Origin of the sequence: Streptomyces marianii (assembly GCF_005795905.1) — a bacterium.
Taxonomy (GTDB): domain Bacteria; phylum Actinomycetota; class Actinomycetes; order Streptomycetales; family Streptomycetaceae; genus Streptomyces; species Streptomyces marianii.
This window is the reverse complement of the sequence record NZ_VAWE01000001.1, coordinates 3018207-3044402: the sequence shown is the minus strand read 5'-3', so window position 1 is coordinate 3044402 and position 26196 is coordinate 3018207. Positions and strand designations below refer to the sequence as shown.

The 26196-nt window shown below is 71.2% G+C and carries 21 protein-coding genes; 10 read left to right on the top strand and 11 right to left on the bottom strand.

The genetic code is table 11. The annotated features are described in order from the left end of the window. Positions 1 to 21: 21 nt before the first annotated feature. Complete coding sequence (locus FEF34_RS13545) at positions 22 to 393, bottom strand: DUF192 domain-containing protein (RefSeq protein WP_138053422.1); 372 nt, start codon at positions 391 to 393, stop codon at positions 22 to 24. A gap of 103 nt (positions 394 to 496) precedes the next feature. Here FEF34_RS13545 and FEF34_RS13540 point away from each other — a divergent pair, with 103 nt between their 5' ends. Next, entirely contained in the window at positions 497 to 1402 is a 906-nt protein-coding gene (locus FEF34_RS13540; protein WP_138053421.1) for a prepilin peptidase, read from the top strand. Positions 1403 to 1750: 348 nt separating this feature from the next. Next, positions 1751 to 3274 carry a DUF2079 domain-containing protein gene (locus FEF34_RS13535; protein WP_407698277.1) on the top strand — a complete coding sequence of 508 codons (1524 nt, stop codon included), beginning with the start codon at positions 1751 to 1753 and terminating at the stop codon, positions 3272 to 3274. Between the two features lie 428 nt (positions 3275 to 3702). On the opposite strand, the gene mgrA is transcribed toward FEF34_RS13535, so the two are convergent. Continuing rightward, positions 3703 to 4740 carry an L-glyceraldehyde 3-phosphate reductase gene (gene mgrA / locus FEF34_RS13530; RefSeq protein ID WP_138053420.1) on the bottom strand — a complete coding sequence of 346 codons (1038 nt, stop codon included), beginning with the start codon at positions 4738 to 4740 and terminating at the stop codon, positions 3703 to 3705. A gap of 111 nt (positions 4741 to 4851) precedes the next feature. Between mgrA and FEF34_RS13525 the strand changes: the two genes are divergently transcribed. The 4 genes from FEF34_RS13525 to FEF34_RS13510 all read left to right on the top strand — a co-directional run bounded on the left by FEF34_RS13525 (position 4852) and on the right by FEF34_RS13510 (position 10132). Further along, complete coding sequence (locus FEF34_RS13525) at positions 4852 to 5613, top strand: isoprenyl transferase (protein ID WP_138053419.1); 762 nt, start codon at positions 4852 to 4854, stop codon at positions 5611 to 5613. A 562-nt stretch (positions 5614 to 6175) separates the two neighbouring features. Continuing rightward, positions 6176 to 7498 (top strand): PhoH family protein, encoded by a 1323-nt coding sequence (locus tag FEF34_RS13520; RefSeq protein WP_171052943.1) that lies wholly within the window; start codon positions 6176 to 6178, stop codon positions 7496 to 7498. A 392-nt stretch (positions 7499 to 7890) separates the two neighbouring features. After that, positions 7891 to 8592 (top strand): aggregation-promoting factor C-terminal-like domain-containing protein, encoded by a 702-nt coding sequence (locus FEF34_RS13515; RefSeq protein ID WP_138053417.1) that lies wholly within the window; start codon positions 7891 to 7893, stop codon positions 8590 to 8592. Positions 8593 to 8767: 175 nt separating this feature from the next. After that, complete coding sequence (locus tag FEF34_RS13510; protein ID WP_138053416.1) at positions 8768 to 10132, top strand: AI-2E family transporter; 1365 nt, start codon at positions 8768 to 8770, stop codon at positions 10130 to 10132. Positions 10133 to 10396: 264 nt separating this feature from the next. Here FEF34_RS13510 and FEF34_RS13505 read toward each other — a convergent pair whose 3' ends face one another. Further along, positions 10397 to 10930, bottom strand: coding sequence for an alkyl hydroperoxide reductase (locus tag FEF34_RS13505; protein ID WP_138053415.1), 534 nt, complete (start codon positions 10928 to 10930; stop codon positions 10397 to 10399). Between the two features lie 2 nt (positions 10931 to 10932). Beyond that, positions 10933 to 11487 carry a peroxiredoxin gene (locus FEF34_RS13500; RefSeq protein ID WP_138053414.1) on the bottom strand — a complete coding sequence of 185 codons (555 nt, stop codon included), beginning with the start codon at positions 11485 to 11487 and terminating at the stop codon, positions 10933 to 10935. 138 nt (positions 11488 to 11625) lie between these two features. Here FEF34_RS13500 and FEF34_RS13495 point away from each other — a divergent pair, with 138 nt between their 5' ends. Then, a complete protein-coding gene (locus FEF34_RS13495; RefSeq protein WP_138057462.1) occupies positions 11626 to 12633 on the top strand; it encodes a LysR substrate-binding domain-containing protein in 1008 nt (335 codons plus the stop codon). Between the two features lie 179 nt (positions 12634 to 12812). Here FEF34_RS13495 and FEF34_RS13490 read toward each other — a convergent pair whose 3' ends face one another. Together FEF34_RS13490 and FEF34_RS13485 are read right to left on the bottom strand one after the other, a co-directional pair. Further along, positions 12813 to 13025, bottom strand: a complete 213-nt coding sequence (locus FEF34_RS13490; RefSeq protein ID WP_138053413.1) for a hypothetical protein — start codon at positions 13023 to 13025, stop codon at positions 12813 to 12815. Continuing rightward, complete coding sequence (locus tag FEF34_RS13485; protein ID WP_234042384.1) at positions 13022 to 13960, bottom strand: SPFH domain-containing protein; 939 nt, start codon at positions 13958 to 13960, stop codon at positions 13022 to 13024. The genes FEF34_RS13490 and FEF34_RS13485 overlap by 4 nt, the downstream gene beginning before the upstream one ends. Positions 13961 to 14230: 270 nt before the next feature. Between FEF34_RS13485 and FEF34_RS13480 the strand changes: the two genes are divergently transcribed. Then, complete coding sequence (locus FEF34_RS13480; RefSeq protein ID WP_138053412.1) at positions 14231 to 16528, top strand: transglycosylase domain-containing protein; 2298 nt, start codon at positions 14231 to 14233, stop codon at positions 16526 to 16528. A gap of 115 nt (positions 16529 to 16643) precedes the next feature. Here FEF34_RS13480 and FEF34_RS13475 read toward each other — a convergent pair whose 3' ends face one another. The 5 genes from FEF34_RS13475 to FEF34_RS13455 form a co-directional block, all read right to left on the bottom strand. Then, on the bottom strand, positions 16644 to 18125 hold the full coding sequence (locus FEF34_RS13475) for a catalase (RefSeq protein WP_234042383.1): 1482 nt from the start codon (positions 18123 to 18125) through the stop codon (positions 16644 to 16646). Between the two features lie 98 nt (positions 18126 to 18223). Next, the gene (locus FEF34_RS13470; protein ID WP_138053410.1) at positions 18224 to 20113 is read right to left on the bottom strand and encodes an ATP-binding SpoIIE family protein phosphatase; all 1890 of its coding nucleotides are present in this window, start codon (positions 20111 to 20113) and stop codon (positions 18224 to 18226) included. A gap of 419 nt (positions 20114 to 20532) precedes the next feature. Beyond that, the gene (gene fomD, locus FEF34_RS13465) at positions 20533 to 21198 is read right to left on the bottom strand and encodes a cytidylyl-2-hydroxypropylphosphonate hydrolase (protein ID WP_138053409.1); all 666 of its coding nucleotides are present in this window, start codon (positions 21196 to 21198) and stop codon (positions 20533 to 20535) included. 48 nt (positions 21199 to 21246) lie between these two features. Continuing rightward, the gene (locus FEF34_RS13460; RefSeq protein ID WP_138053408.1) at positions 21247 to 22653 is read right to left on the bottom strand and encodes a class II fumarate hydratase; all 1407 of its coding nucleotides are present in this window, start codon (positions 22651 to 22653) and stop codon (positions 21247 to 21249) included. A gap of 282 nt (positions 22654 to 22935) precedes the next feature. Further along, positions 22936 to 24627, bottom strand: coding sequence for a fumarate hydratase (locus FEF34_RS13455; protein ID WP_138053407.1), 1692 nt, complete (start codon positions 24625 to 24627; stop codon positions 22936 to 22938). Between the two features lie 292 nt (positions 24628 to 24919). On the opposite strand from FEF34_RS13455, the gene FEF34_RS13450 reads away from it, so the two are divergent. After that, on the top strand, positions 24920 to 25621 hold the full coding sequence (locus FEF34_RS13450; protein WP_407698276.1) for a DUF1707 SHOCT-like domain-containing protein: 702 nt from the start codon (positions 24920 to 24922) through the stop codon (positions 25619 to 25621). A 136-nt stretch (positions 25622 to 25757) separates the two neighbouring features. Next, positions 25758 to 26108 carry a WhiB family transcriptional regulator gene (locus tag FEF34_RS13445; protein ID WP_138053406.1) on the top strand — a complete coding sequence of 117 codons (351 nt, stop codon included), beginning with the start codon at positions 25758 to 25760 and terminating at the stop codon, positions 26106 to 26108. The last annotated feature ends 88 nt before the right edge of the window (positions 26109 to 26196 follow it).

The window sequence follows — 26196 nt, the reverse complement described above, 5'->3', positions numbered from 1 at the left end:
GCCCGGAGTGACGCCCCGGGGTCAGGGTGCTCCGTGCCTCGGCCCGCCGATCGCGAGCCGGATCCCCGGCCGCACACCCCACTGCGCCATCGCCCCCGCCTCGGCCTCCAGGACATGGCGGCTGCGCAGCCTCGGCAGCCCGAGCCGCCCCGGGCGCATCGTGTGGACGTCGAGGACGCGCAGCTCCCTGTCGAGGTACGCCACGTCGATGGCGAAGCGCATCCGGAAGGTGTGCACACTCGTGCACGGCGTCAGCATGAGCGCGCCGTCCAGGCCGTCACGGCCCAGCAGGCCCCGGTACCGCGCCCCGTACGACGCGGCGACCAGCAGCTCGACCGGTTCCTCCCGGCCGGGGACCGTCAGCGTGCCCTTGCCGTCCTGCCATCCGCCCATGTGCCCAGACCGTAGCGGGAGTCGGGCGGCCGTGGGCCCCGGATGCCGGAGAGTGGGTCCGTGGGCCCATGACCCCGGTACCTCGCGGCCCTAGGGTCGGACCGTGGAGTACGCGTACGTCACGCTGATCGCCGCCGCCGCCCTGTGGGGGGCCGCGGCCGGGGTCCTCGTGCCGCGCCCCGCCTACCGGATGTCCGTCGAGCCGGAGGAGGCGTGGCGGGACGCCTGTCCCGCCGGCCATCCGATCACCGGGCCCGCGCAGGGCTGGCTGGGGACCGCGCGCTGTGCCGGCTGCGCGGTGCCGCCCGTGCCCGTGCCGCCCGTACCCCCCGCGCCCGTCGCCGCAGGGGCGGCGCCCGGGACCGGCGCGCTCGAAGTGCCGGGCGAGCGGAGGGCAGCGGATCGGCCGGCCATGGCCGAGCGAGGCGGCGCGGGAGAGCCTGTCGCCGTCGTCCGGGAGCCCGCCCCGTACCGGCTGTCGCCCGTCGTGCCCGCGGCCACCGCCCTCGCCTGCGCCGCGCTGGCCGCGGCCGTCGGGCCGCGCCCGGAGCTGGCCGTGTGGCTGCTGCTCGCGCCCGTCGCCGTACTGCTCGCCCTCGTCGACCGCAATGTCCACCGGCTCCCGGACCGGTTGACGCTGCCGCTGGCCGCCGCGGCGGCCGTACTGCTGGGTGGTGCGGCACTGCTCCCCGGTGCCGGGGGGGCGTGGCCGGCCGCGCTGCTCGGCGGACTTGTGCTCGGTGCCGCGTACCTCGTGCTCTTCCTCGTCAATCCGAACGGCATGGGCTTCGGCGATGTGAAGCTGGCCCTGTCGCTCGGTGTGGCGCTCGGCTGGTACGGGTGGGAGGTGCTGTTCGTCGGCGCCTTCGCGGGGTTCCTGCTGGGCGCCTTCTACGGGCTCGGTCTCGTGCTCCTCCGTGGGGCGGGGCGAGGGACGGCGATCCCCTTCGGGCCGTTCATGATCTCGGGAACCCTGATCGGGCTGCTGCTGGGGGCGTTGTCCGTATAGCCCTGCCTGTTCGGCCCCTGCCTGTTCGGCCTCGGCCTGTTCGGCCTCGGCCTGTTCGGCCTCGGCCTGTTCGGCCCCGGCCAACGGGGCCGAGCGGCCCCCGACGCGGCCGCCACGGCGTCGCGAGGCGCGCTGCGGACGGCACCGGGCGATGGCCGGTCCCCGCTCGGGCGCCATGCGCGGGGGCACGTCCGTCGTGCCGGGACGCCCGGAGACCAGCCGTCGTCGTCCGGGGGAGGTCCCGACGTTGGCGCCGCCCGTCACGAGGTCCGTGGGTGACCGCCACGAGGGGGAGATCCCAGGTCATGTGGACGGAGCCGCGGACGGTGCCCTCTAGCATGCCGACGTATGCGGACATTCTTTGACAATCTAACGGTCTTGCATACGCAGAAGCCGCTTCCGGCTTCCGCGGACGCCCGACCGGCGGAAGGTCCCGCCGTCGCCCTCCTCCCCTGGGGCTGGGCGGCGGTCCTGTCCCTGCTCTACGCGACCGTCGCCGTGCGCCGTCACCAACTCCTGCGCACCACGGGGTACGACCTCGGCATCTTCGAGCAGGCCGTACGCGCCTACGCCCAACTCCAGGCCCCCGTCGTCCCGTTGCGCGGCGACGGCTTCAATCTGCTCGGCGACCACTTCCACCCGCTGGTCGCCGTGCTCGCCCCGCTCTACGGGCTCTGGCCGTCCCCGTTGTGTCTGCTCCTGGCCCAGTCCGTCCTCCTCGCCGTGGCCGTCGTGCCGCTCGCCCGCTGGGCGGTCCGGACGCTCGGCCGCCGCGCCGCGCACATCGTCGCCTTCGGTTACGGCGCGAGCTGGGGCATCGCCTCGGCGGCCGCCTTCGACTTCCACGAAGTGGCCCTCGCCGTACCGTTCCTTGCCTTCGCCCTCGAGGCGCTCGGCCGGCGACGCTGGGGGCGGGCCGTCGCCTGGGCCGCCCCCCTGCTGCTGATCAAGGAAGACCTGGGGCTGACCCTCGCGGCGGTCGGCGCGTACGTGGCGTGGAGGGGGCCCCGGAAGTTGGGGATCGCGACGGCCGCGGCCGGGCTCGTCGGCAGCGCGATCGAGATCAAGCTGCTGCTGCCCGCCTTCAACCCCGGCGGCGGGTACGCGCACGGGGGCAACCTCACCGACGGGCACGGCTCGCTCCTCGCCACGATGGCCTTCGCGCCGCTCGACGCGCTCCGCCCGGACGTGAAGGCCATGACGCTCGTACTCGTCTTCGCCCCGAGCGCCCTGCTCGCCCTGAGGTCACCGCTGTCGCTGATCGCCGCGCCGACACTCGCCTGGCGGATGCTGTCGGAGAACGCCTTCCACTGGGGGACCGCCTTCCACTACAGCGCCGTCCTGATGCCGGTCGTCTTCGCCGGGCTCATCGACGTCCTCGGCCGCTGCCGGCAGTCCGGTGATCCGCTCGCGGCGCGCCATGTCCGTGCCTCCCTGGCCACGGTCCTGGCCGTGACCGTGGTCATGCTGCCGTCCTTCCCGCTGGCCCAGCTGGCGCAGCGGGCCACCTGGCGCACGACCCCGCACGTCGAGGCCGCCCGCGCGCTCCTCCAGCGGATCCCGGACGGGGCGACGGTGGCCGCCTCCAACCGGCTCGTCCCCCAGCTCACCTCCCGGTGCGACGTCGTGCTCTTCCCGACCTGGCCCGTCGAAGGGCATCTGTACGAGTACGACCGGAAGCGGCTGCCCAGGCCCACCGCGGAATGGATCATCCACGACGGCAAGGCCCCGGAGGCGTGGCCGTACAAGACGGGCCACTGGCCGTATCCGCCGGAGCAGCAGCAGGCCGAACTCGACGCGGCGCAACGGGCGTACGGCTACGAGCGCGTCGCGGCGCGCGACGGCATCACGCTGCTGAGGCGCACGCGGTGAGGCCGGCGGCGAGGATCCACCGCCTGGCGCCGTCCACCGCCTGGCGCGTCCATCGCCGTCCGCTGCAGGGCCAGGATCCACTGCCGGGCGCCGCCCACCGCCGGGACGCCGTCCGCTCGCCGCCCCCCTTGCCGGGTTCGCCGCCCGAGCACCCGGTCCTCTCCCGGCCGCGTCAACCGGGCGCCCCACGCCCCGGGTCCCCCGTGGGGAGTACGGGCGGGGCCGGGCGCGGCGGCCTGACAAGGCCCCTGCCCAGGCCCTTTCCCCTTCCGCACCGCAGTCATGTGAGTTCGGAGAGTAGTGGCGGCATGCCGCGGCACGCGTCTGCCCTCACGAAGGGTTATGGTGGAAACCCCCCCTCGGGCCGGTCCGTATCCCCCCACGGACCGGCCCGTTTTCTTCTGGCCGCGGTGACCGGCGGCGCCGGGTCAGCTGCGACCGGCCCAGATGTTCGTCCCGGCGGTGTCCACCGCGAAGACGTCGATCTCCTTCAACTCCTCGCCGGTGAGCGGTGCGGCCTGCAGCGCGGCCACGTTCTCCTCCAGCTGCCTGACGCTGCTCGCGCCGATCAGAGCCGACGTCATCCGGTCGTCGCGCAGCACCCAGCTGAGCGCCAGCTGGGCCAGGGACTGGCCGCGCCGCTGGGCGATCTCGTTCAGGCCCCGCAGCCGGCGCAGCACGTCGTCGGAGAGCAGGTGCGGGTCGAGGGACTTGCCCTGCGTCGCCCGCGAGCCCTCCGGGATGCCGGTGAGGTACTTGCCGGTGAGCAGCCCCTGGGCGAGCGGCGCGAAGGAGATGCAGCCCATGCCGGCCGCCTCGAGCGTGTCGAGGAGCCCGTCGTCCTCGATCCAGCGGTTGATCATCGAGTAGGACGGCTGGTGGATGAGGGCCGGGACGCCCATCTCCTTCAGCAGCCCGGTCGCCTCGGCGGTCTGCTCGGCGTTGTAAGAGGACACGCCCGCGTAGAGCGCCTTGCCCTGCTGGACGGCGGACGCCAGCGCGCCCATCGTCTCCTCCAGCGGGGTGTGCGGGTCGAAGCGGTGCGAGTAGAAGATGTCGACGTAGTCCAGACCCATCCTCTTCAGGGAGGCGTCCAGCGAGGACATCAGGTACTTGCGGGAGCCCCATTCGCCGTAGGGGCCGGGGTGCATCAGATAGCCGGCCTTGGTGGAAACGATGAGTTCGTCCCGGTACGGGGCGAAGTCCCGGGCGAACAGCTTGCCGAAGTTCAGCTCGGCGGACCCGGGGGGAGGCCCGTAGTTGTTCGCCAGGTCGAAGTGCGTCACGCCGAGGTCGAAGGCGCGGCGCAGAATCGCCCGCTGCGAGGCGAGCGTGCGGTCGTCGCCGAAGTTGTGCCAGAGGCCGAGGGAGATCGCGGGGAGCTTGAGCCCGCTGCGGCCGGTGCGGCGGTACTCCATCGAGTCGTAGCGGCTCTCGGCTGCACGGTAATAGGGGGAGTCGTTCACGCTTCCCTCCCTATCACGGACTTGTGACAGACCGGGTTGGGTGGGTTCGGCCGCTCCGCAGTAGTGTGACGGGCGTCGGGGGTCAGCCACAGCACGGAGGGGTTTAGGACTGTGAACCTGCGCGACCTGGTGTACGGGCTCTACGCACGCCGGGTGGAAGGCCGCCTCGACCACGCCCAGGTGCCCAAGCACATCGGCGTCATCCTCGACGGCAACCGCCGCTGGGCGAAGGCGTCGGGCGGCACGGCCGCGGAGGGACACCAGGCCGGGGCCGACAAGATCTCCGAGCTGCTGGGCTGGTGCGCCGAGACCGACGTCGAGGTCGTCACGCTCTGGATGCTGTCCACGGACAACTTCGACCGTCCGGAGGAGGAGCTGCGCCCGCTGCTCGGCATCATCGAGAACACCGTGCACAATCTGGCCGCCGACGGCCGGTGGCGGGTGCACCACGTGGGGACCATGGACCTGCTTCCCGCCAGGACCCAGTCCGTCCTCAAGGAGGCGGAGCAGTCGACGGTCGGTGTCGACGGGATACTGGTCAACGTAGCGGTCGGCTACGGCGGCCGCCAGGAGATCGCGGACGCGGTGCGCTCCCTGCTGAACGAGCACGCGGCCAAGGGGACGACTTTCGAGGAGCTCGCGGAGATCGTCGACACCGACATGATCGCGTCCCACCTCTACACACGCGGACAGCCCGACCCCGACCTGGTGATCCGCACGAGTGGCGAGCAGCGCCTGTCGGGTTTCATGCTCTGGCAGAGCGCCCACTCCGAGTACTACTTCTGCGAGGTCTTCTGGCCGGCCTTCCGCAAGGTCGACTTCCTCCGCGCCCTCCGCGACTACGCGGCACGCCACCGCCGCTACGGAGCCTGAGGGCGGGCCGCCCCGCCAGGGCCCGTCCGAAAGCGGTCCGCGCCCGGCCGCACCGCCGTCCGACGGTGGTGCACCCCCCTTCGCGGCCGGGGTCCGGGGTGGCGTCCCCGTTCGCGCACGTGCGGGCCCGCACCGCGGTGGGTTCCGCGGGCGGGGTGGCGGGATCTTGACGACCGGTCGCACGTTCGGTCCTGGAGCGAGGGGCCGATCGGGTGGCGTTCGCGTGTCCGTGGGTGCGGTCCCGGGCGTGGTCACCGCATGTTCATCGACGCGTCGTCATATGCCATGGCATGGCCTTGCTTGTTCGAGGGAATATCCCTGACAGGTCGACATCCGGACACCCGCTCCGGATGCCGTTCTGCAGCGCGCGGCACCGAGCCGCTCGCCCGGGAGGCCCTTTGCGCCAGGACGACCGTGCGACCAGCACGGAAGGAACGGGGGGCCGGTGCCCGGCCCGTGCATCGTGGCCGGAGACCGGTCCTGTCCCCTGCCGTTCGGCGGGGAGACCCCAAGTACGCGACGCCGTCGCACCCCGATCTCAGCCGAGGGGGTACGTCCTTCCGTGGTGAACAGCACAAAGCGCCGCATGTCCGACAGGCGCACCTACGTTCTCGACACCAGCGTCCTGCTGGCCGACCCCAATGCCGTCTCGCGTTTCGACGAGCACGAGGTCGTGCTCCCGATCGTCGTCGTGACGGAGTTGGAGGCCAAGAGGCACCACCCGGAGCTCGGTTACTTCGCCCGGCAGGCGCTGCGCCTGCTCGACGACTACCGGGTCCGGTACGGCCGCCTGGACGCGCCTCTCCCGTTGGGCGACCTCGGCGGCACGCTGCGCGTCGAGCTCAACCACTCGGACCCCGGGGTGCTTCCCGCCGGCTACCGGCTGGGTGACAACGACTCACGGATCCTCGCGGTGGCACGGAACCTCCAGGCGGAGGGGTACGACGTCACCGTCGTGTCCAAGGACCTGCCGCTGCGCATCAAGGCGTCCTCCGTCGGTCTCCTCGCCGAGGAGTACCGCGCGGAGCTCGCGGTCACGGATTCCGGTTGGACCGGTATGTCCGAACTGGCACTGTCCGCGGAACAGGTGGACATCCTCTTCGAGGAGGAGCGCCTGTACGTTCCGGAGGCGCCCGATCTGCCCGTCCACACCGGGCTCGTCCTCCAGTCGGAGCGGGGCAAGGCCCTCGGCAGGGTCGCCTCCGACGGAAACGTCCGGCTGGTCCGCGGCGACCGCGAGGCCTTCGGGATCCGCGGCCGCAGCGCCGAGCAGCGCATCGCCCTCGATCTGCTGCTCGACCCGGACGTCGGCATCGTCTCCCTGGGCGGCCGGGCGGGCACCGGCAAGTCCGCGCTCGCGCTCTGTGCCGGTCTGGAGGCCGTCCTGGAGCGCAGGCAGCACCAGAAGGTGATGGTCTTCCGGCCGCTGTACGCGGTCGGCGGGCAGGAACTGGGCTATCTCCCGGGTACCGAGGCCGAGAAGATGAGCCCCTGGGCGCAGGCGGTCTTCGACACGCTCTCCGCGGTGGCGGGTCGCGAGGTCATCGAGGAGGTCCTGGGCCGGGGCATGCTCGAGGTGCTGCCGCTGACCCACATCCGCGGGCGCTCGCTGCACGACGCGTTCGTCATCGTCGACGAGGCCCAGTCCCTGGAGCGGAACGTCCTCCTGACCGTTCTGTCCCGTATCGGGGCCAACTCGCGGGTCGTTCTGACTCATGACGTGGCACAACGGGACAATCTGCGTGTCGGGCGGTACGACGGGGTCGTCGCCGTCGTGGAGAAGCTGAAGGGGCATCCGCTCTTCGCGCACGTCACGCTCACCCGGTCCGAGCGCTCGCAGATCGCCGCGCTGGTGACCGAAATGCTGGAGGACGGACCGATCTGATAGGACCTGTCCGGCTTGGGAGTTGATGCCGCCCGGCGAAGCGAAGGAGCTTAGCCGGGCGGCGTCGTGTCGTGCCGCCCTTTCCAGGAAACTCCTGGGACAAACGAGGTGTGAGCTTTCACACGCAGCCGTGAATTGCCTTGCGGCATCGGCTTCCGGCAGAGTCTGGGTTCCGTCAGGCCCCGCATACGGCACAGCTGCACCCTCAGGGGTGCGGCAGCACACAACTCCACAGACGCCGCCGTATGCCGCCCGAGCACCACGCGGCACTCCCGCAAGGGAGCGCCCACCGGGCCCGTGCCTCCCGTGACCTAGCAAGAGGGAGTGCCAGTGCCAGGGGCACGATTGCGCCCGCGAGGTCACCTGTGCGGGCGATGCTGGAAGGAAACCGTGTGAGCCGGATCTCGGTCCGGGGATTCGCAGTGGCGTCCGCCACCGCAGTCACCACTGTCGGCGCTGTCGTGGGTGTTGCCTCGGGCAACGCCGTGCCCGCGAACGGCGACAACCTGGAGACGACCGCGGCAGACGCGACGCTCCTCGCGGACATCCCCGTCGGTGAGCAGGCCCAGGTTCAGGTCGCATCCCTGACCCAGCAGGCCGACGCGCAGGCGGCCGCCGCCGACGCGGCCGCGAGGAAGTCCGCCGAGGAGGCGGCTCGCGTCCAGGCCGCCAAGGACGCCGAGGCGAAGAAGGAAGCCGCCGAGGAGAAGACCCAGCGCGAGGCCGAGGCCAAGGAGGCCGAGGAGCGCGCCAGCCGGTCCGCCGTCCGCGACGCCTCGAGCTTCACGACGCAGTCCTCGTACAGCATCTCCGAAGTCCAGGCGATGGCCCGCCAGATGGTCCCCGGCGACCAGTTCCAGTGCTTCAGCAACATCGTGGACCACGAGTCCAGCTGGAACTACCGGGCCCAGAACCCGTCCTCCGGTGCCTACGGCCTCGTCCAGGCGCTGCCGGGCACCAAGATGGCGTCCGCCGGCGCGGACTGGCAGACGAACCCCGCGACCCAGATCAAGTGGGGTCTCAACTACATGAACGACCGCTACGGCAGCCCCTGCGGTGCCTGGTCGTTCTGGCAGGCCAACAACTGGTACTAGGCCGACCATCGGTACCGGCCCGACGGCCGGTACCAGGCGGCAACCGGTACCGACCGGGCCCCGGATTCCCGGGAGTTCCGGCTGCTCGACTCCGCTGAGCCCCTCACCGTCCGACGGTGGGGGGCTCGGTGCGTGTACGGTCGGGACGGACCTTGGGGGGAGAGGGAAGCGCGAGATGTCGAAGACGCCAGCTTGGCTGGGCCGGCTGGGGGCCGGACTGTCCCGGCTCGGGGCACGGTTGGAGGAGCGCCGGGCCGCGGCCGCGGGTAACGGCAACGGCAACGGCATGGGCGACGGCGATCTCGGCGCCGTGAACCCGCCCGAGCACGTCCCGCCGCCGCCCGCGTACGCCCCGGCCGTTCCGGTGAGGCCCCATCCGGTCGAGGCCATCCCCTGGGGCATGAGGGTCGCGGCCGAGGCGGGCTGGCGGCTGCTGGTCCTGGCCGGAACGCTCTGGGTGCTGATGCGTGTCATCAGCGCGGTCCAGCTCGTCGTGCTCGCCTTCGTCGCGGCCCTGCTGGTCACCGCGCTGCTGCAGCCGACCGTGGCCCGTCTGCGGGGGTTCGGCCTGCCGCGCGGGCTCGCCACGGCCGTCACGGCGATCCTGGGCTTCGTCGTCATCGGCCTCGTCGGCTGGTTCGTCGTCTGGCAGGTGATGGACAACCTCGACAACGTCGCCGACCGGGTCAAGGACGGTATCGAGGAGCTCAAGCGCTGGCTGCTCAACAGCCCGTTCCATGTGACCGAGCGCCAGATCAACGACATCGCGAACAACCTCCAGGACACCATCGGCACCAACACACAGGAGATCACCTCCGCCGGGCTCGAGGGCGTGAGCGTGATGGTGGAGATCCTCACCGGGATGCTGCTGGCGCTGTTCTCGACCCTTTTCCTGCTCTACGACGGGAAGCGGATCTGGCAGTGGTCCCTGAAGCTGGTGCCCTGGGCGGCCCGCCCGGGTGTCGCCGGTGCCGGCCCGCGCGCCTGGCGGACGCTGACGGCGTACGTGCGGGGCACGGTGGTGGTCGCCCTCATCGACGCGATCTTCATCGGACTGGGCATCTACTTCCTCGATGTGCCGCTGGCCGTTCCGCTCGCCGTCTTCATCTTCCTGTTCTCCTTCATCCCCCTCGTGGGTGCGGTCGTGTCGGGGGCCCTCGCGGTCGTCGTCGCACTGGTCACCCAGGGCGTGGTCACCGCCCTCATGGTGCTGCTGGTGGTGCTCGCCGTGCAGCAGATCGAGGGGCACGTGCTGCAGCCGTTCATCCTCGGCCGCGCGGTCCGCGTCCATCCGCTGGCCGTGGTCCTCGCCGTCGCCACCGGCGGTCTGACGGCCGGAATCGGCGGCGCGGTGGTCGCGGTGCCGCTGGTCGCGGTCACGAACACGGTGGTCACCTATCTGCGTGCGTACGGCCGGGGCCAGGTGAGCCGGATCGGTCCCGCTCCGCACGGGGCGACGGTGATGGACCTCGCCCCCTCCCCGTCCCCGCCCGCGCCGAAGCCCGAGTCCTCGCCCCCCGAGGACGAGGAACGCACGTGATATCCCGCCCGAACCGGTGCGCGGGGCCGGCCTCCCGGCCCCGCGCACCGGTTCGGGTGAGACGGTCGCCGTGCGGGCGGGACCGTCCGGTGACGAGCGTCGGCTGCCCCGGCGGCCGTGGCTGCGGGCGTTCGGCGGCGCGACGGGGGTGTCCGCGGTCCGGGCCTGCGGTCTGCGGGACCCCGCGTACGGTGAGGGCGCCCCGCCCGGCACGCAGCCGGGCGGGGCGCCCTCCTCACGTCCGGCCGTCCGGCCGGGACGTGACTACTCGGCCAGAACGGCTTCCGCGTCCAGCGTGGTCCCGACGGCCTGGATCACCGAGGCGATCTTGAAGGCCTCCTGGACGACGGCGCGTTCGACGCCCGCCTTGCGGAGCACCTGCTCGTGGGAGTCCAGGCACTGGCCGCAGCCGTTGATCGCGGAGACGGCCAGCGACCACAGCTCGAAGTCGGTCTTCTCGACACCGGGGTTGCCGATGACGTTCATCCGCAGACCGGCGCGCAGCGTCCCGTACTCGGGGTCCGACAGCAGGTGCCTGGTCCGGTAGAAGACGTTGTTCATCGCCATGATCGCGGCGGCCGACTTGGCGGCGGTGTACGCCTCGTCGGACAGGTTGGCCTTGGCCTCGGGCTCGAGCTCGCGCAGCACGATCGGCGAGCGGGAGGCGATCGCGCAGGCCAGGACGGTGCCCCACAGCTGCTGCTGCGGGAGGTCGCTGTTGCCGATCACCGAACCGAGGTTCAGCTTCAGGTCCTTGGCGTAGTCCGGCAGGGCGGACTTCAGCTCATCGAGCGCCATGCTCACTCACCGGCCAGCAGCTTGACCGGGTCGAGGGTGTTCTCGCCCTTGGTCCAGTTGCAGGGGCAGAGCTCGTCGGTCTGCAGGGCGTCGAGGACCCGCAGGACCTCCTTGGGGTTACGGCCGACGGAGCCGGCGGTGACCATCGTGAACTGGATCTCGTTGTTCGGGTCGACGATGAAGACGGCGCGCTGGGCGAAGCCGTCCTCGCCCTCGATGCCGAGGTCGCGCATCAGCTCGTGCCTGGAGTCGGCCATCATCGGGAAGGGCAGGTCACGCAGGTCGTCGTGGTCCTTGCGCCAGGCGTGGTGGACGAACTCGGAGTCGCCGGAGAAGCCGAGGACCTGGGTGTCGCGGTCGGCGAACTCGTCGTTCAGCTTGCCGAACGCGGCGATCTCGGTGGGGCAGACGAAGGTGAAGTCCTTGGGCCACGCGAAGACGACCTTCCACTTGCCCTCGTAGGACTTGTGGGTGATCTGCTCGAACTCCTGGCCGCTCTCCAGCGAGACGCAGGCGGTCAGTTCGAAGGTGGGGAACTGGTCACCGACAGTGAGCACGCGCTCTCCTTGCAACAGGAAGCCCCTCGTGAGGGCCTCCGGGGGGTTGGACGGATCCCCACCCTGGCACAGAGTGCATTGATCAAAGAAATAGCTAGACTGGGTCGCCGTGATCGGAGGTACTTATCAGTGGTGGCGATGAATGGGTCAAATCGGGGTAAGCAGCCCAGCCTCGCTCAGCTTCGAGCCTTCGCCGCCGTCGCCGAGCATCTGCACTTCCGGGACGCGGCCGCCGCAATCGGGATGAGTCAGCCCGCGCTGTCCGGGGCCGTGTCGGCGCTGGAGGAGGCACTGGGTGTCCAGCTGCTGGAGCGTACGACGCGGAAGGTCCTCCTGTCGTCCGCGGGTGAGCGGCTGGCGGTCCGGGCCAAGGCGGTCCTCGACGCCGTCGGCGAACTGCTTGAGGAGGCCGAGGCGGTACGCGCGCCGTTCACCGGGGTGCTCCGGCTCGGGGTGATCCCGACCGTCGCGCCCTACCTGCTGCCGAACGTGCTGCGGCTGGTCCACGAGCGCTATCCGGAACTGGAACTCCAGGTCCACGAGGAGCAGACGTCGTCGCTGCTGGAGGGGCTCTCGGCGGGCCGGCTCGACCTGCTGCTCCTCGCCGTCCCCCTCGGGGTGCCCGGGGTGACGGAACTGCCGCTGTTCGACGAGGACTTCGTGCTGGTGACGTATGACGACCACTGGCTCGGCGGCCGCGAGGGCATTCCGCGCGACGCGCTCCGGGAGCTCCCGCTACTGCTGCTCGACGAGGGTCACTGCCTGCGCGACCAGGCCCTCGACATCTGCCGGGAGGCGGGCCGCGCCGAGGGGGCGCCGGTCACCACCACCGCCGCCGGGCTGTCCACGCTGGTCCAGCTGGTCGCGGGAGGACTGGGCGTCACCCTCCTCCCGCACACCGCAGTCCAGGTCGAGACCGGCCGCAATCCGGCCCTGGCCACCGGCTACTTCGCGAACCCGGCCCCGGCCCGCCGCGTCGCCCTGGCGATGCGCACGGGGGCGGCCCGCCAGGGCGAGTTCGAGCAGTTCGCGGGCGCGCTCCGGGAAGCGCTGGGTGACCTTCCGGTGCGCGTGGTCCACGACGGCGGGCTCGCCGCCTCCGCAGGCCTTCAGGTCGCATCGGCCGGAGCGGCGACGGCAGGCTGAGGAGCGTCATCGGGAGCACCACGACGGCGCCGACGCCCGTCATGGCGCGGCCGCGGCCGCGGCCCGGTCGACGGCCGCCGGTGCCGTCCCCCTCTTCCGTCCCGGGGCTCGGCTCCCGCGCGGCCGCCTCGCCGGCCGGTGGTCTCCGAACGGCGGGCCCCCTCCGCGGACGGCCCCGGCTACTCCTCGGGCGGTGCCTTCGGCGGCCGTCCGCGGCGGGGGATGGGCCTGACGCCGCCGGGCAGCCGGCCCGACTCCGACAGTGCCCGGCGCAGCAGGAACTCGATCTGCGCGTTGGCGCTGCGCAGTTCGTCCGACGCCCAGCGCGCCAGCGCCTCGTACACCGCCGGGTCGAGCCGCAGAAGCACCTGCTTCCGTTCGGGAGGGGTCACTGGTAGAGCGTGCCCGTGTTCAGGACGGGCTGTGCGGCACGGTCCCCGCAGAGCACCACCATCAGGTTCGACACCATCGCGGCCTTGCGCTCGTCGTCCAGCTCCACGAGGCCCTCCTCGGCGATCCTCGACAGCGCGGTCTCCACCATGCCGACCGCGCCGTCCACGATCTCCCGGCGGGCGGCGACCACGGCCCCCGCCTGCTGGCGCTGGAGCATGGCCGAGGCGATCTCGGGTGCGTACGCGAGGTGGGTGAAGCGGGACTCGACGATGTGGACGCCCGCGGCCTCGACCCGTGCGCGCAGTTCCAGGGCGAGCTTCTCGGTGATCTCCTCGGCGTTGCCGCGCAGCGACAGGCCGTCCTCGTCGTGGGCGTCGTACGGGTACTCGATCGCGATGTGCCGCACCGCCGCCTCGGTCTGGGTGGAGACGAACTCCCGGAAGTCGTCCACCTCGAACATCGCCTGTGCGGTGTCCTCGACCTTCCACACGACCACCGCGGCGAGTTCGATCGGGTTGCCGTAGGCGTCGTTGACCTTGAGCACCGCGGTCTCGTGGTTGCGGATCCGGGTCGAGATCTTCGTCCGGGTGGTCAGCGGGTTGACCCAGCGCAGTCCGTCCGTGCGGATCGTGCCCCGGTAGCGGCCGAAGAGCTGCACCACCCGCGCCTCGCCCGGCGCGATCATGTTGAGTCCGCACATCGAGAGGGCGGAGGCGCCCACCACGACGACTCCGAGCACGACCAGTGCGGCCGCGGCGGCCGTCGCCGTCGCTGTGGGGCCCGTCGCGATCAGTGCGACGCCGGCCGCGAGTCCGGCCAGCACGAGCAGCAGTGCCAGGCCGCCGCTGATGCTGTGCGCGGCGAACTCCCTGACCTTCGGCGCGGGCATCTCGGGTACGTCGTCGTGGCGCAGGGATGTGCTGGTCGCAGGCATTCTCGTCCCCCGTTCCGCGGGCCGCACCGGCGGCCCGACTAGCTAGCAATGTGATTACACATTATCTCAACCGGCAACCCTGTGCACCCCTCATGAGTCGGTTCCTTGTGAGACGGGTGCTGATTGTCACGTCCGGAAAAGACCGGATCGGTAGTCCTTTGTCTGTGCGACCGGTGTTAGCTTTCTGAGCTGGTCTGGCGAAGAACGCCGGGGTACGGCACGACCAACGACCGACGACGAGCGCGGAACAGAGAGCGGAGTAAAGAAGCGATGGGCCGAGCGGAAGCGCGGAGAACCCGGCAGCGCGACGCGCGCCGGGCGGGCAAGGCCGGGGGGATACGGCGCTTCTTCACCTGGCGGAAGCTGCTGGGCACCTTCTTCACCCTCTGCCTGCTGGGCATGGGCGCGCTCTTCATCGTCTACCTGCTGGTGCCGGTCCCCACGGCCAACGCGCAGGCCGAGAAGGAGAGCAACGTCTACAAGTACAGCGACGGCTCCATCCTGGCCCGTACCGGCTCCGTCAACCGCGAGATCGTCGGCCTGGACAAGATCCCGGACGAGGTCGAGAAGGCCTTCGTCGCCGCCGAGAACAAGACCTTCTACAAGGACTCCGGCGTCGACCTGAAGGGAACCGCGCGTGGTGTCTTCAACACCCTGACCGGCGGGGGCAAGCAGGGTGGCTCCACGATCACCCAGCAGTACGTCAAGAACTACTACCTGAACCAGGACCAGACGGTCACCCGCAAGCTCAAGGAGCTGGTGATCTCGCTGAAGGTGGACCAGCAGAAGGACAAGGACGAGATCCTCGCCGGCTACCTGAACACCAGCTACTACGGGCGCGGCGCCTACGGCATCCAGGCCGCGGCCCAGGCGTACTACCGCAAGGACGCCCAGAAGCTGACCGTCGCCGAGGGCGCCTATCTCGCCGCCCTGCTCCAGGCCCCCAGTCAGTACGACTGGGCGGTGGCGTCCCCGGCCGGCAGGAAGCTGGTGACCGAGCGCTGGAACTACGTCCTGGACAACATGGTCGGGGAGAACTGGCTGGACGCGTCGGCGCGTTCGGCCCTCACGTTCCCCGTGCCGAAGAAGCCGAAGGCGGCCCCGGGCATGGAGGGGCAGACCGGATACCTCGTCAAGGCGGCCAACGCCGAACTCGCCAGGCGCGGCGTCAGCGAGGACCAGATCGAGGCCGGCGGCTGGACGATCACGCTCAGCATCGAGAAGAAGCGCCAGGACGCCCTCGTCGAGGCCGTCGGCGAGCAGTTGGAGGAGAAGCTCGACCGCGAGGGCGACACGCGCGACGCGACCGTCCAGGCGGGGGCGACCTCCGTCGACCCGAAGACCGGCAAGGTCGTCGCCCTGTACGGCGGGGTCGGCGCGACCGAGCACTGGATCTCCAACGCCACCCGGCGCGACTACCAGCCCGCGTCCACGTTCAAGCCCGTCGTGCTCGCCTCCGCACTGGAGAACGGGGCCGAGACCCAGGACGGCCGGCGGATCGGCCTCAGCACGATCTACGACGGCAACAGCAAGCGCCCGGTGGAGGGCAGCGACACGCCCTTCGCGCCGGAGAACGAGGACGACCGCAGCTACGGCCCCGTCACCGTTCAGAGAGCCACCAACAGCTCGATCAACTCGGTGTACGCCCAGATGATCGTGGACGTCGGCCCCGGCGACGTGAAGGAGACCGCGGTCGGCCTCGGGATGCACGACGGCGAGGGCTGGCCGGTGCGGCCGGCGATGTCGCTCGGCACGATGGGCGCCTCGACCTGGGACATGGCAGCGGTCTACGCGACCCTCGACAACCACGGCGAGCAGGTCGTGCCGTCGATCGTGAAGGACGTCAAGCACCGGACCCGCGAGGCGGGAGCCGCGCCCGAGGGCGGTGACCGGGTCATCAGCCGGGAGGCCGCCGACACCGTGACCCAGGCCATGACCGGCGTGGTGCGGAACGGCTCCGGGCGCAACGCCCAGGGCGACTACTCCGCGGCCGGCAAGACCGGCACCTCGGAGAACAACCGCTCGGCCTGGTTCGTGGGGTACACGCCCGAACTGGTGACCGCCGTCGGCCTGTTCGGAGAGGACGCCAAGGGTCGTCAGGTCACTCTGACCGATACCGTCAACGAGGGCCGCGCCAACGGCGGTGGCGTGCCGGCCATGATCTGGCAGCAGTACACGACCGGTGCGCTCGGCGGCGGCTCGGACGAGCGGTTCGACCTGGATCTCCTGGAGCCGGTGCAGGAGGAGCTCCCGGCGAGTCCGAGCGGGTCGCCCTCCGAGAGCGAGGAGCCGGAGGAGCCCTCGGACGAGCCGTCGCAGTCGGAGCAGCCGGACGACCGGCCGAGCAACTCACCCGATCCGTCGCAGTCGGGCGACGAGTCCACGGGGCCGGGCGACTCGACGGGCACCACGGAGGGCACCGACAGCGGTACCACCGAGGGCGGCGGGACCGACTCCGGCACCACGGAGGGCGGCGAGAGCGACGGCGGAACCGATTCCGGCACCACGGACGGGACGACGGCGGGGACGACGTCCGGCGCGCGGCCGCCCCGGCCCCAGAACACCTGAGGGCTGTCCCCCGGGGGAACCGTGGGACAGCCCTCGGGACACGGGGGCCGCCAGACCCGGGAAGGCCCGGCGCCGGAGCGCCGGGCCTTCCGTGTGGTCGCACGGAGGCGGGCGGTCAGCCTCCGTTGACCTCCTTGGAGATCCGGTCGCCGATCTCCTTGTCGATGTTGCGCCAGTACTGCACCGCCCGGTCCAGCACCGGTCGTGAGACGCCCTGCTTCAGATGGCCGCTGACGTTCGACACCAGCCGTGAACGGGCGGCGTCGTTCAGGACGTTGCGGACCATCGTCCCCGCCTGGCCCCAGTCGTCGTCCTCGCGGTGCAACTTGTACGCCTCACGCACCATCTCACCGGCCGTCGCCCACCCCGCGGGGTCGCCGAAGCGCGCGAAGTCGGCGGCCGGGCCGCCGTAGGAGTTCGGGGCGTAGGGCCGCGCGGCGTAGGACGGCGCGTAGCGCATCGGGCCGTCCTTGGCGTACGAGTTCACCGGCGCGTGCGGCCGGTTGGGCGGCAGTTGCGCGTAGTTGGGGCCGATCCTGTACCGGTGGGTGTCCGGGTACGAGAACAGCCGGCCGAGCAGCATCTTGTCCGGCGAGGGGCCGATGCCCGGAACCATGTTCGACGGTTCGAAGGCGGCCTGCTCGATATGGATGAAGTAGTCCTCCGGGTTCCGGTTCAGTGTCATCCGGCCCACGTCGATCAGCGGGTAGTCCCCGTGCGGCCACACCTTCGTCAGGTCGAAGGGGTTGAACCGGTAGTCCGCGGCGTCCTCGAACGGCATGATCTGGACCTTCAGGGTCCATGAGGGCGCGTTCCCGGCCTCGATCGAGTCGTACAGATCGCGCCGGTGCCGGTCCGCGTCGGAACCGGCGAGTTCGTCGGCCTCCTCCTGGGTGAGGAAGTCGATGCCCTGGTCGGTCTTGAAGTGGTACTTCACCCAGAACCGCTCACCGGCACCGTTGATCCACATGTAGGTGTGTGATCCGTAGCCGTTCATGTGGCGGTAGGTCTTGGGGATGCCCCGGTCGCCCATCAGCCAGGTGACCTGGTGCGCCGACTCGGGGGAGAGGGTCCAGAAGTCCCACTGCATGTCGTTGTCGCGCAACCCGGTGGCCGGGTGGCGCTTCTGCGACCTGATGAAGTCCTGGAACTTGATCGTGTCGCGTACGAAGAAGACCGGCGTGTTGTTGCCGACCAGATCGTAGTTGCCCTGCCCGGTGTAGAACTTCAGCGCGAAGCCGCGCGGGTCGCGCCAGGTGTCCGGGGAACCCTGCTCACCGGCGACCGTGGAGAACCGGGCCAGCATCTCGGTGCGCCTGCCCGGCTGGAACAGGTCGGCCTTGGTGAACTGGCTGACGTCGTTGGTGACTTCGAAGAAGCCGTACGCGCCGGAGCCCTTGGCGTGCACCACCCGCTCGGGGACCCGTTCCCGGTTGAACTGGGCCATCTTCTCGATCAGGTAGTGGTCCTGCAGAAGGATCGGGCCGTCCGGCCCCACGGTCAGCGAGTGCTCGTCGCTCTCCACGGGAATGCCGTGGTTGCTCGTCGTGTACGAAGCCTTGGGGGGTGACTCGGTCACGAGCGTCCTCCCGTCCATCGAGGGGAATGTGGTCGCTTCGGCCGTGTGCCCCAGTCAACTCCTCACATGCGAAGTCGGCAACATTTGGACCGGATCCAGGATTGGTCCCCATAGAGTCACGCCTGAGTGGACAGCTCGAACCAGACGACCTTGCCCGTGGAGAGCCGCGTCGCCCCCCACCGTCTGGCCAGCCGGTTCACCAGGAACAGCCCGCGGCCGCCCTCGTCCGTGTCCCGGGCCCGCCGCTGGCGGGGCAGCTGCGGGGAGTCGTCGCCGACCTCGCACCGCAGCACCTCGGTGCGCAGGAGCCGCAGGGTCACCGGCCGCTCCGCGTACCGAACGGCATTGGTCACCACCTCGCTGACCAGCAGTTCCACCGAGTCGGACAGTTCCTCCAGGCCCCAACGTGCCAGCGCCCTGCGGGCCAGTCGGCGGGCCCGGCCGGGGGCGGAGTCCTCCGGCTCCAGGAACCAGTAGGCGACGTCACTCGGAGCGATCCCGTCGAAACGTGCCGCGAGCAGCGCGATGTCGTCGTCCCGGTCGCCCGGGCCGAGCATGTCCAGCACGTCGTCGCAGAGCGCCTCCAGCGGCGGCGGGTGGTCGGGGCCGGTGAGCTGCGCCGTCGCGGCCAGCCGCTCCCTCAGCTGCTCGATCCCGGTCCACACGTCCCGCAGCCGCGACTCCACCAGCCCGTCCGTGTACAGCAGCAGCGTCGCCCCGGCGGGCGCGTCCAGCTCCACGGCCTCGAAGTCCACCCCGCCCACGCCGATGGGGGCGCCCGGCGGCACCCGCAGGACCTCCGCCCGGCCGCCGAGGTGCAGCAGTATCGGCGGCGGATGGCCGGCGTTGGCGATCGTGATCCGGTGCGACACAGGGTCGTAGACCGCGTACAGGCAGGTCGCCATGCGGTCGGTGCCGAGCCGCTGTGCCTGCTCGTCGAGGTGGTGCAGCACCTCCTGCGGCGGCAGGTCCAGACCGGCGAGGGTCTGGGCCGTCGTCCGCAGCTGGCCCATGATCGCGGCCGAGGTCATCGAGTGGCCCATGACGTCGCCGACGACCAGCGCGACCCGGCTGCCGGGCAGCGGGATGGCGTCGTACCAGTCGCCGCCGACCCGGGCCGTCTCCGCGGCCGGGAGATAGCGCGAGGCCAGCCTTACGCCGGTCGGCTGCGGCAGCCCCTCGGGCAGCATCGTGCGCTGCAGCTCGTCCGCGATGTACGCCTCACGGCCGTACAGGACCGCCTTGTCGATGCCGAGCGCGGTGTGCGTCGCCAGCTGGGCGGCCACGAGCAGATCGTCCGGCTCGAAGGCCGGCCGGTCCGGACGCCGCAGGAAGATCGCGGCGCCGGTGACCCGGCGCCGGCCGCGCAGCGGGGCCAGGATCGCCCGCTGCCCCGCGGGCAGGGTCTTGCCGTCGCCCAGCAGTTCGGGCAGCGCGGCCCGGGCCGCGGCCGAGTCGCCGAAGACCGGGCGCACACCCCGCAGCACCTCCGCGAGCGCACCGCCGGAGATCACCTCGCACAGTTCGGCGGCCGGAGCCACGTCCGCCGGGGTGCCGAGCACCGGCACCTGGGCGCCGCCGATCAGAGCGCCGTCGGTGTCCTCGTCGGTCAAGCGCAACCTGTCGGTCCGGCGGAGCCTCAGCACGAACGGCGCCACCGGCCGCTCGTCGCCCACGGGCAGCGGGTCCCGCAGGTACACCAGGATCGCGTCGGAGAACGTGGGCACCGTGGCCCGGCACAGCCCGAGCACGATCTCGTCCAGGTCTATTCCGCGGGCGATCCGCCGGGTCGCCGCCCCGACGAAACGCAGCCGGTCGCCCTCGCGGCGCGCCAGGCCGGCGGGATCCTGCGGCGGCTCCGGGGGCGCGGTCGGCTGCGGCGGGACCGCGGTGGCCGCGGCCGGCAGGGGGGCGTCGGCGGCGGCCTCCTGCCGCGGCCGGGTGCGCTCCTGCGGCCGGGCAGCCACGGGCTGCCGGCCTTCGTGGGAGGTGGGGTGCTCCGTCACGCCTGGGATTCCGTCCGTCCGGGCCGGTGGTGCGAGGCTGGGAACCGTCCTGCCGATCCTGCCGGGCACGGCACGACCGGCATGACCGGCACGGCGGGTCCCGGCGCCTCGGGTGCCGCTGTGCGCCTCCGGGGGCGGTGACGATCTTGGCTGCGCCGCGGTTCCCGGGACCATCGGGCCAACACGCCCCGGGCCCGGGGCGGCAACGCCCCTGGAAGGTCGATATAGCCCATACCCAATCCGGGCGGGGCGTCGACAGATCGGGGGAGATCCGGGCGCACATCCGGCACGGTTCAGTCCCCCTTGTGATGACTTACGGTCAGTTTTTGTACTGCGCTCAATCGTTGATGCCATGTGGCCTTGCGGAGGACGATCCTACGTTTCAACCCCGGGGGCGCATCAAGGGTCTCACGGCGTCGTCATGCGGACGTGGGTGCGGGGGTCCGATTCCAGTCGGCCGGAAGCTTCGGTACAGGCCAGCTCGGGTCGGGCCGCCACCCCTCCCAGCCGTCGCAGTACGGCGGGCCCCAGTCGCCGATCACCTCGACCGCCTCCAGCCCGGCCGCACGCACCAGCCGCGCCTTTTCCTCGCCCATCAGTCCGGCCGTGCACGCCTGTTCGAGCTCGTCCTCGTCCAGCCACTGCCAGTTGCGGTCCGGCTGCACGGCGATGTCCAGAAAATGATCCTCGGAGTCGATCCCGCCGGACCAACGCAGATGCGGTTCCTCCAGGTTCACGTACCAGTTCCTGAACTGCCAGCCCTGTTCCCAGAAGAGCCACACCGACCACGCGTCGCCGGGTCTGGCCAGCTTCAGCACGCCCGCTCCGGACCAGCGGGCGCGCACGGTCGTCCGGGGCGACGTGTACCGCGTGGCGAGCGGTTCGTGGTGCACGGGCGTCCCGTCGGCGAGCACCGGTTTCACGCACTCGGTGCCCGGGGCCATCCACACCGCCAGCAACTCGTCGGTGTCCCGGACCACGGTCACGGGTCTGCAGATGTGCACGTCGGAGGAGCCGTTGCCGCGATACCGCCAGAGGATCTGCTCCCCCGGCGCCCAGTGCTCAGAGCCCGCCGATCCCGTCATGCAGAGATCCTAGTGCCGCGTCAGGCAACGTTCGCCCCGGCGAGCACCTCAGGGGCGGGTCATCCGCAGCACGTCGAGCGCCTCGTCCAACTGCTCGAGCGTGAGCGCGCCGCGCTCCACGTACCCGCCCTCCAGGACCACTTCACGGATCGTCTTCCGCTCGGCCAGCGACCTCTTGGCGACCTTCGCGGCCTCCTCGTACCCGATGTACTTGTTGAGCGGGGTGACGACGGAGGGGGACGACTCGGCGTACTCGCGGGCCCGCTCCTCGTCCGCCGTGATGCCGTCCACGGTGCGCCCGGCGAGCAGCCGGGACGCGCTCGCGAGCAACCGCACCGACTCCAGCAGGTTCTTGGCCATCACCGGGAGCATCACGTTCAGCTCGAAGTTGCCCGCCGCGCCCGCCACCGCGACCGTCGTGTCGTTGCCCATGACCTGGGCTGCCACCATGAGGACGGCCTCGGGGACGACCGGGTTGACCTTGCCCGGCATGATCGAGGAACCCGGCTGGAGGTCGGGCAGCCGGATCTCGGCGAGCCCGGTGCGCGGCCCGCTCGCCATCCAGCACAGATCGTTCGAGATCTTGGTGAGCGAGACGGCGATCGTCCGCAGCTGGCCGCTCGTCTCGACCAGCCCGTCCCTGGCGCCCTGTGCCTCGAAGTGGTTGCGCGCCTCGGTCAGCGGCAGCCCGGTCGTCCGCGCCACCTCGGCGATGACCGCTGCCGGGAACCCGGGAGGTGTGTTGATGCCCGTGCCCACCGCCGTACCGCCGAGCGGGAGTTCGGCCAGCCGCGGCAGCGACGCGTTCAGCCGTTCGATCCCGTACCGGATCTGCGCCGCGTAGCCGCCGAACTCCTGGCCGAGAGTCACCGGTGTCGCGTCCATCAGGTGCGTACGGCCGGACTTCACCACGCCGGCGAACTCCCCGGCCTTGCGCTCCAGCGCCAACGCCAGTTGCTCCAGCGCGGGAACCAGGTCCCTCGTCACGGCCGCCGTCGCGGCGATGTGGATCGAGGAGGGGAAGACGTCGTTGGACGACTGCGAGGCGTTGACGTGGTCGTTGGGGTGCACGTCGCGGCCGAGGCGCTCGCTCGCCAGGGTGGCCAGGACCTCGTTCATGTTCATGTTGGACGACGTCCCCGAGCCGGTCTGGAAGACGTCGACGGGGAAGTGGTCGTCCCAGCGGCCCTCGGCGACCTCCGTGGCCGCGTCCTGGACGGCCCGGGCGATGTCCTCGTCCAGCACGCCGAGCTCCGCGTTGACCTTGGCGGCGCCTGCCTTGATCCGGGCCAGCGCCTCCACATGGGCGCGTTCCAGCCGTTGTCCGGAGATCGGGAAGTTCTCCACGGCCCGCTGGGTCTGGGCCCGCCACTTGGCGGCTTCCGGCACCCGCACCTCCCCCATGGAGTCGTACTCGATCCGGTGACGGCCTGCGGTCTCGCTCGCGTCGGACATCCTCAAACCTCCTGAACACGGTCAGCACGCCCCTGGTTCCGGGTATTCCCGAGCGTGCACCCGGCCAGTAGAAGGCCTCGACGGCACCGGACCGGGGAGGCGGCACCGCCGGGGAGCCGCGTCTCAGCGGCCCGGAGGCGGGGCGGGACACGGAAGAGGGCCCCGCCGCAGCGGAGCGGCGCGGCCCTCTCGGGTGCTGTGGTGCGGGTCCGGGGACCCTCCGGTTCCGGTCGTCCGAACCCGGACCGGACCGGACCGGACCGGACCGGGCCGGACCCGGGCTCAGGCCAGGCCGGGGCCGCGGACCGGGATGGTGGTGAAGGTCGGCGCGGGCGCGGGGTCCTGGAAGAAGTCGCCGCCCTTGTCGTCGACGACGATGAAGGCGGGGAAGTCCTCGACCTCGATCTTCCAGACGGCCTCCATACCGAGCTCCTCGTACTCGACGACCTCGACCTTCTTGATGCAGTCCTGCGCGAGGCGCGCCGCGGGGCCGCCGATCGAGCCGAGGTAGAAGCCGCCGTGCTCCTTGCAGGCGTCCGTGACCTGCTTGCTGCGGTTGCCCTTGGCCAGCATGACCTTGGAGCCGCCCGCCGCCTGGAACTGCTCGACGTAGGAGTCCATGCGCCCGGCCGTCGTCGGGCCGAAGGAGCCGGACGCGTAACCGTCCGGGGTCTTGGCGGGACCGGCGTAGTAGACCGGGTGGTCCTTGAGGTACCGGGGCATCGCCTCGCCCGCGTCCAGCCGCTCCTTGATCTTGGCGTGCGCGATGTCGCGGGCCACGACGAGCGGACCGGTGAGCGAAAGCCGGGTCTTGACCGGGTACTTGGTCAGCTCGGCGAGGATCTCGTCCATCGGCTGGTTGAGGTCGATCTTCACGACGTCGCCGCCCTCGTCGAGGTGCTCGTCCGTCGTCTCCGGCAGGAAGCGCGCCGGGTCCGTCTCCAGCTGCTCCAGGAAGACGCCCTCGGCGGTGATCTTCGCCACGGCCTGGCGGTCGGCGGAGCAGGACACGGCGATCGCCACGGGGCAGGAGGCGCCGTGCCGCGGGAGCCGCACCACCCGCACGTCGTGGCAGAAGTACTTGCCGCCGAACTGCGCGCCGATGCCGATCTTCTGGGTCAGCTCGAAGACCTTCTCCTCCAGGTCCTTGTCCCGGAAGCCGTGGCCGAGGGCCGAACCCTCCTCCGGCAACTCGTCCAGGTAGTGCGCGGAGGCGTACTTCGCGGTCTTGAGCGCGTGCTCGGCCGACGTGCCGCCGACGACGACGGCCAGGTGGTACGGGGGGCACGCGGAGGTGCCCAGCGAGCGGATCTTCTCCTCCAGGAACTTCATCATGGAGGCTTCGTTCAGGACCGCCTTGGTCTCCTGGTAGAGGAAGGACTTGTTGGCGGAGCCGCCGCCCTTGGCCATGAAGAGGAACTTGTACGCGCCGCCGTCGGTGGCGTACAGCTCGATCTGCGCGGGCAGGTTCGAGCCGGTGTTCTTCTCCTCCCACATGGTGAGCGGGGCCATCTGCGAGTAGCGCAGGTTGAGCTCGGTGTAGGCGTCGAAGATGCCGCGGCTCAGCGCCTCCGCGTCGCCGCCCTCGGTCAGTACGTTCTGCCCGCGCTTGCCCATGACGATCGCCGTGCCGGTGTCCTGGCACATGGGGAGCACGCCGGCGGCCGCGATGTTCGCGTTCTTGAGCAGGTCCAGCGCGACGAACTTGTCGTTCGACGAGGCCTCGGGGTCGTCGATGATCTTGCGCAGCTGGGCGAGGTGCGCCGGGCGGAGGTAGTGCTGGATGTCGTGGACGGCCTCCTCGGCGAGCTTGCGCAACGCCTCCGGTTCGACCTTGAGGAACGTACGTCCGTCGGCCTCGAAGGTGGAGACGCCTTCGGCGGTCACCAGGCGGTAGGGCGTGGTGTCCTCGCCCAGCGGGAGCAGATCGGTGTACTCGAACGCAGGGCGGGTCGGACGGGAGACAGGGGGCATTGCGGCCATTCCTCACTCGGCAGACGGCGGCTGGCATCCATTGGCAGCGCGCCCACAAGCGTAAGACGCCCCCCGCCGTCCGGGATTGTGAGGTAGGGCTCAGTCCGCTCCGGCGGCGCCCGGGCCCGTGCCCTCGGTCCGGGGTGCCCGGTCCGGGATCATGCACGGCGGGCGCGCGGACGCCGGCACCGGCGCGGCTGCGACGGTCCGGGCGACGGTCCGGGCGACGGGACGCGAGGGTGCCGCGCGCGGCCACTAGTCGCGATCTATCGCGTTTCGCTAGGGTGTTGCCGTGGACCTCGACAAGCATGATTCAGCGGCCCCCGGTCGCGGACAGCCCCAGAAACCGGTCGTGCCCGCCGAGCCCGCGGACCCCGCCGGGGCGATCCGCGCCTCCGACGCGGATCGCGACAGGACCGCGGACATCCTCAGGGAGGCCCTGGCCGAGGGCCGGCTCGACGCCGAGGAGCACGCCGAGCGGATCGACGCGGTCTACCGTGCCAAGACCGTCGGCGAGCTGGAGCCGATCGTCCGCGACCTCCCCGCGAACCGGCCGCCCCGTCAGGAGCCCGCCCCGTACGCGTACGACCCCGACGCCTCCGCCGGCCCCGCCGAGAACCTCGTCGCCGTCTTCTCCAGCTCCACCCGCAAGGGCCGCTGGCGCGTCGGCGCCCGGACCCAGGCGTTCTCGCTCTTCGGCAACATCGAGATCGACCTGACCGAGGCCATGTTCGGCCAGCGGCTCACCGTCATCAACGCGACCTCGATCTTCGGCAATGTGGAGGTGCGCGTTCCCGAGAACATCTCGCTGCGCGGCAGCGGCACGGGCGTCTTCGGCAACTTCGAGGTCGTCACCCTGGAGGCGGCCGACCCGGAGGCCCCGGTGGTGGTCGTCAACGGCTATTCCGTTTTCGGCAATGTGGAGGCCAAGCCGAAGCGCGGCAAACGCATCGCGGACCTCCACGACCGGCTGCGCAAGCATCTGGGGCACTGACCGGCGGGTGGGCGGGAACGGCCGTCCGTAGTTCCGGCGTTCGGAACCCGGCGCCACTCAGTGCATAGGAGCGCGCACAGCGGGTAGGCCTTGCTGCATCGTCTCTCGCTCGCGAAGCCGTCGTCAGGAGTAGACCGTGCTGCAACTGCCGCATCAGTCCCTGCAGGTAGCCGTTCCGCCCCAGCGTTCTGCCGCTCGGGAAGACCAGGACGCGCCGTGGCACTCGGAGGCGGTGTGCCGCCGGGACGAAGCCGGGCTGTTCTTCGCGCCTTCCAAGGAACCGACGGCCGCGCGGCTCTCGCGAGAGGACGCCGCCAAGCGGGTCTGCGCCCGCTGCCCGGTCATGGTCGAGTGCCGGGAGCACGCGCTGCTCCAGCCCGAGCCGTACGGCGTGTGGGGCGGCCTGACCGCGGCCGAGCGCAGGGTCGTCCTGGCCCGTCGCCGGCGGCGCGAGACGGAGACCAAGAAGGCGGCGTCGGCCGCCTGACGGAGACCGCGGCACCCGGGCACACGCGGAGAGGGGTGCTCCCACCGCACAACGGGGGCACCCCTCTCCGTGCGTCGTGTCCGCGTCC

Excerpts from the sequence above, each read along its gene's own strand:
- FEF34_RS13545 (WP_138053422.1), bottom strand. The coding sequence starts at position 393 with ATGGGCGGATGGCAGGACGGCAAGGGCACGCTGACGGTCCCCGGCCGG.
- FEF34_RS13535 (WP_407698277.1), top strand. The coding sequence starts at position 1,751 with ATGCGGACATTCTTTGACAATCTAACGGTCTTGCATACGCAGAAGCCG.
- FEF34_RS13510 (WP_138053416.1), top strand. The coding sequence starts at position 8,768 with ATGTCGAAGACGCCAGCTTGGCTGGGCCGGCTGGGGGCCGGACTGTCC.
- FEF34_RS13505 (WP_138053415.1), bottom strand. The coding sequence starts at position 10,930 with ATGGCGCTCGATGAGCTGAAGTCCGCCCTGCCGGACTACGCCAAGGAC.
- FEF34_RS13495 (WP_138057462.1), top strand. The coding sequence starts at position 11,626 with ATGAATGGGTCAAATCGGGGTAAGCAGCCCAGCCTCGCTCAGCTTCGA.
- FEF34_RS13485 (WP_234042384.1), bottom strand. The coding sequence starts at position 13,960 with ATGCCTGCGACCAGCACATCCCTGCGCCACGACGACGTACCCGAGATG.
- FEF34_RS13480 (WP_138053412.1), top strand. The coding sequence starts at position 14,231 with ATGGGCCGAGCGGAAGCGCGGAGAACCCGGCAGCGCGACGCGCGCCGG.
- FEF34_RS13475 (WP_234042383.1), bottom strand. The coding sequence starts at position 18,125 with ATGGACGGGAGGACGCTCGTGACCGAGTCACCCCCCAAGGCTTCGTAC.
- fomD (WP_138053409.1), bottom strand. The coding sequence starts at position 21,198 with ATGACGGGATCGGCGGGCTCTGAGCACTGGGCGCCGGGGGAGCAGATC.
- FEF34_RS13460 (WP_138053408.1), bottom strand. The coding sequence starts at position 22,653 with ATGTCCGACGCGAGCGAGACCGCAGGCCGTCACCGGATCGAGTACGAC.
- FEF34_RS13455 (WP_138053407.1), bottom strand. The coding sequence starts at position 24,627 with ATGCCCCCTGTCTCCCGTCCGACCCGCCCTGCGTTCGAGTACACCGAT.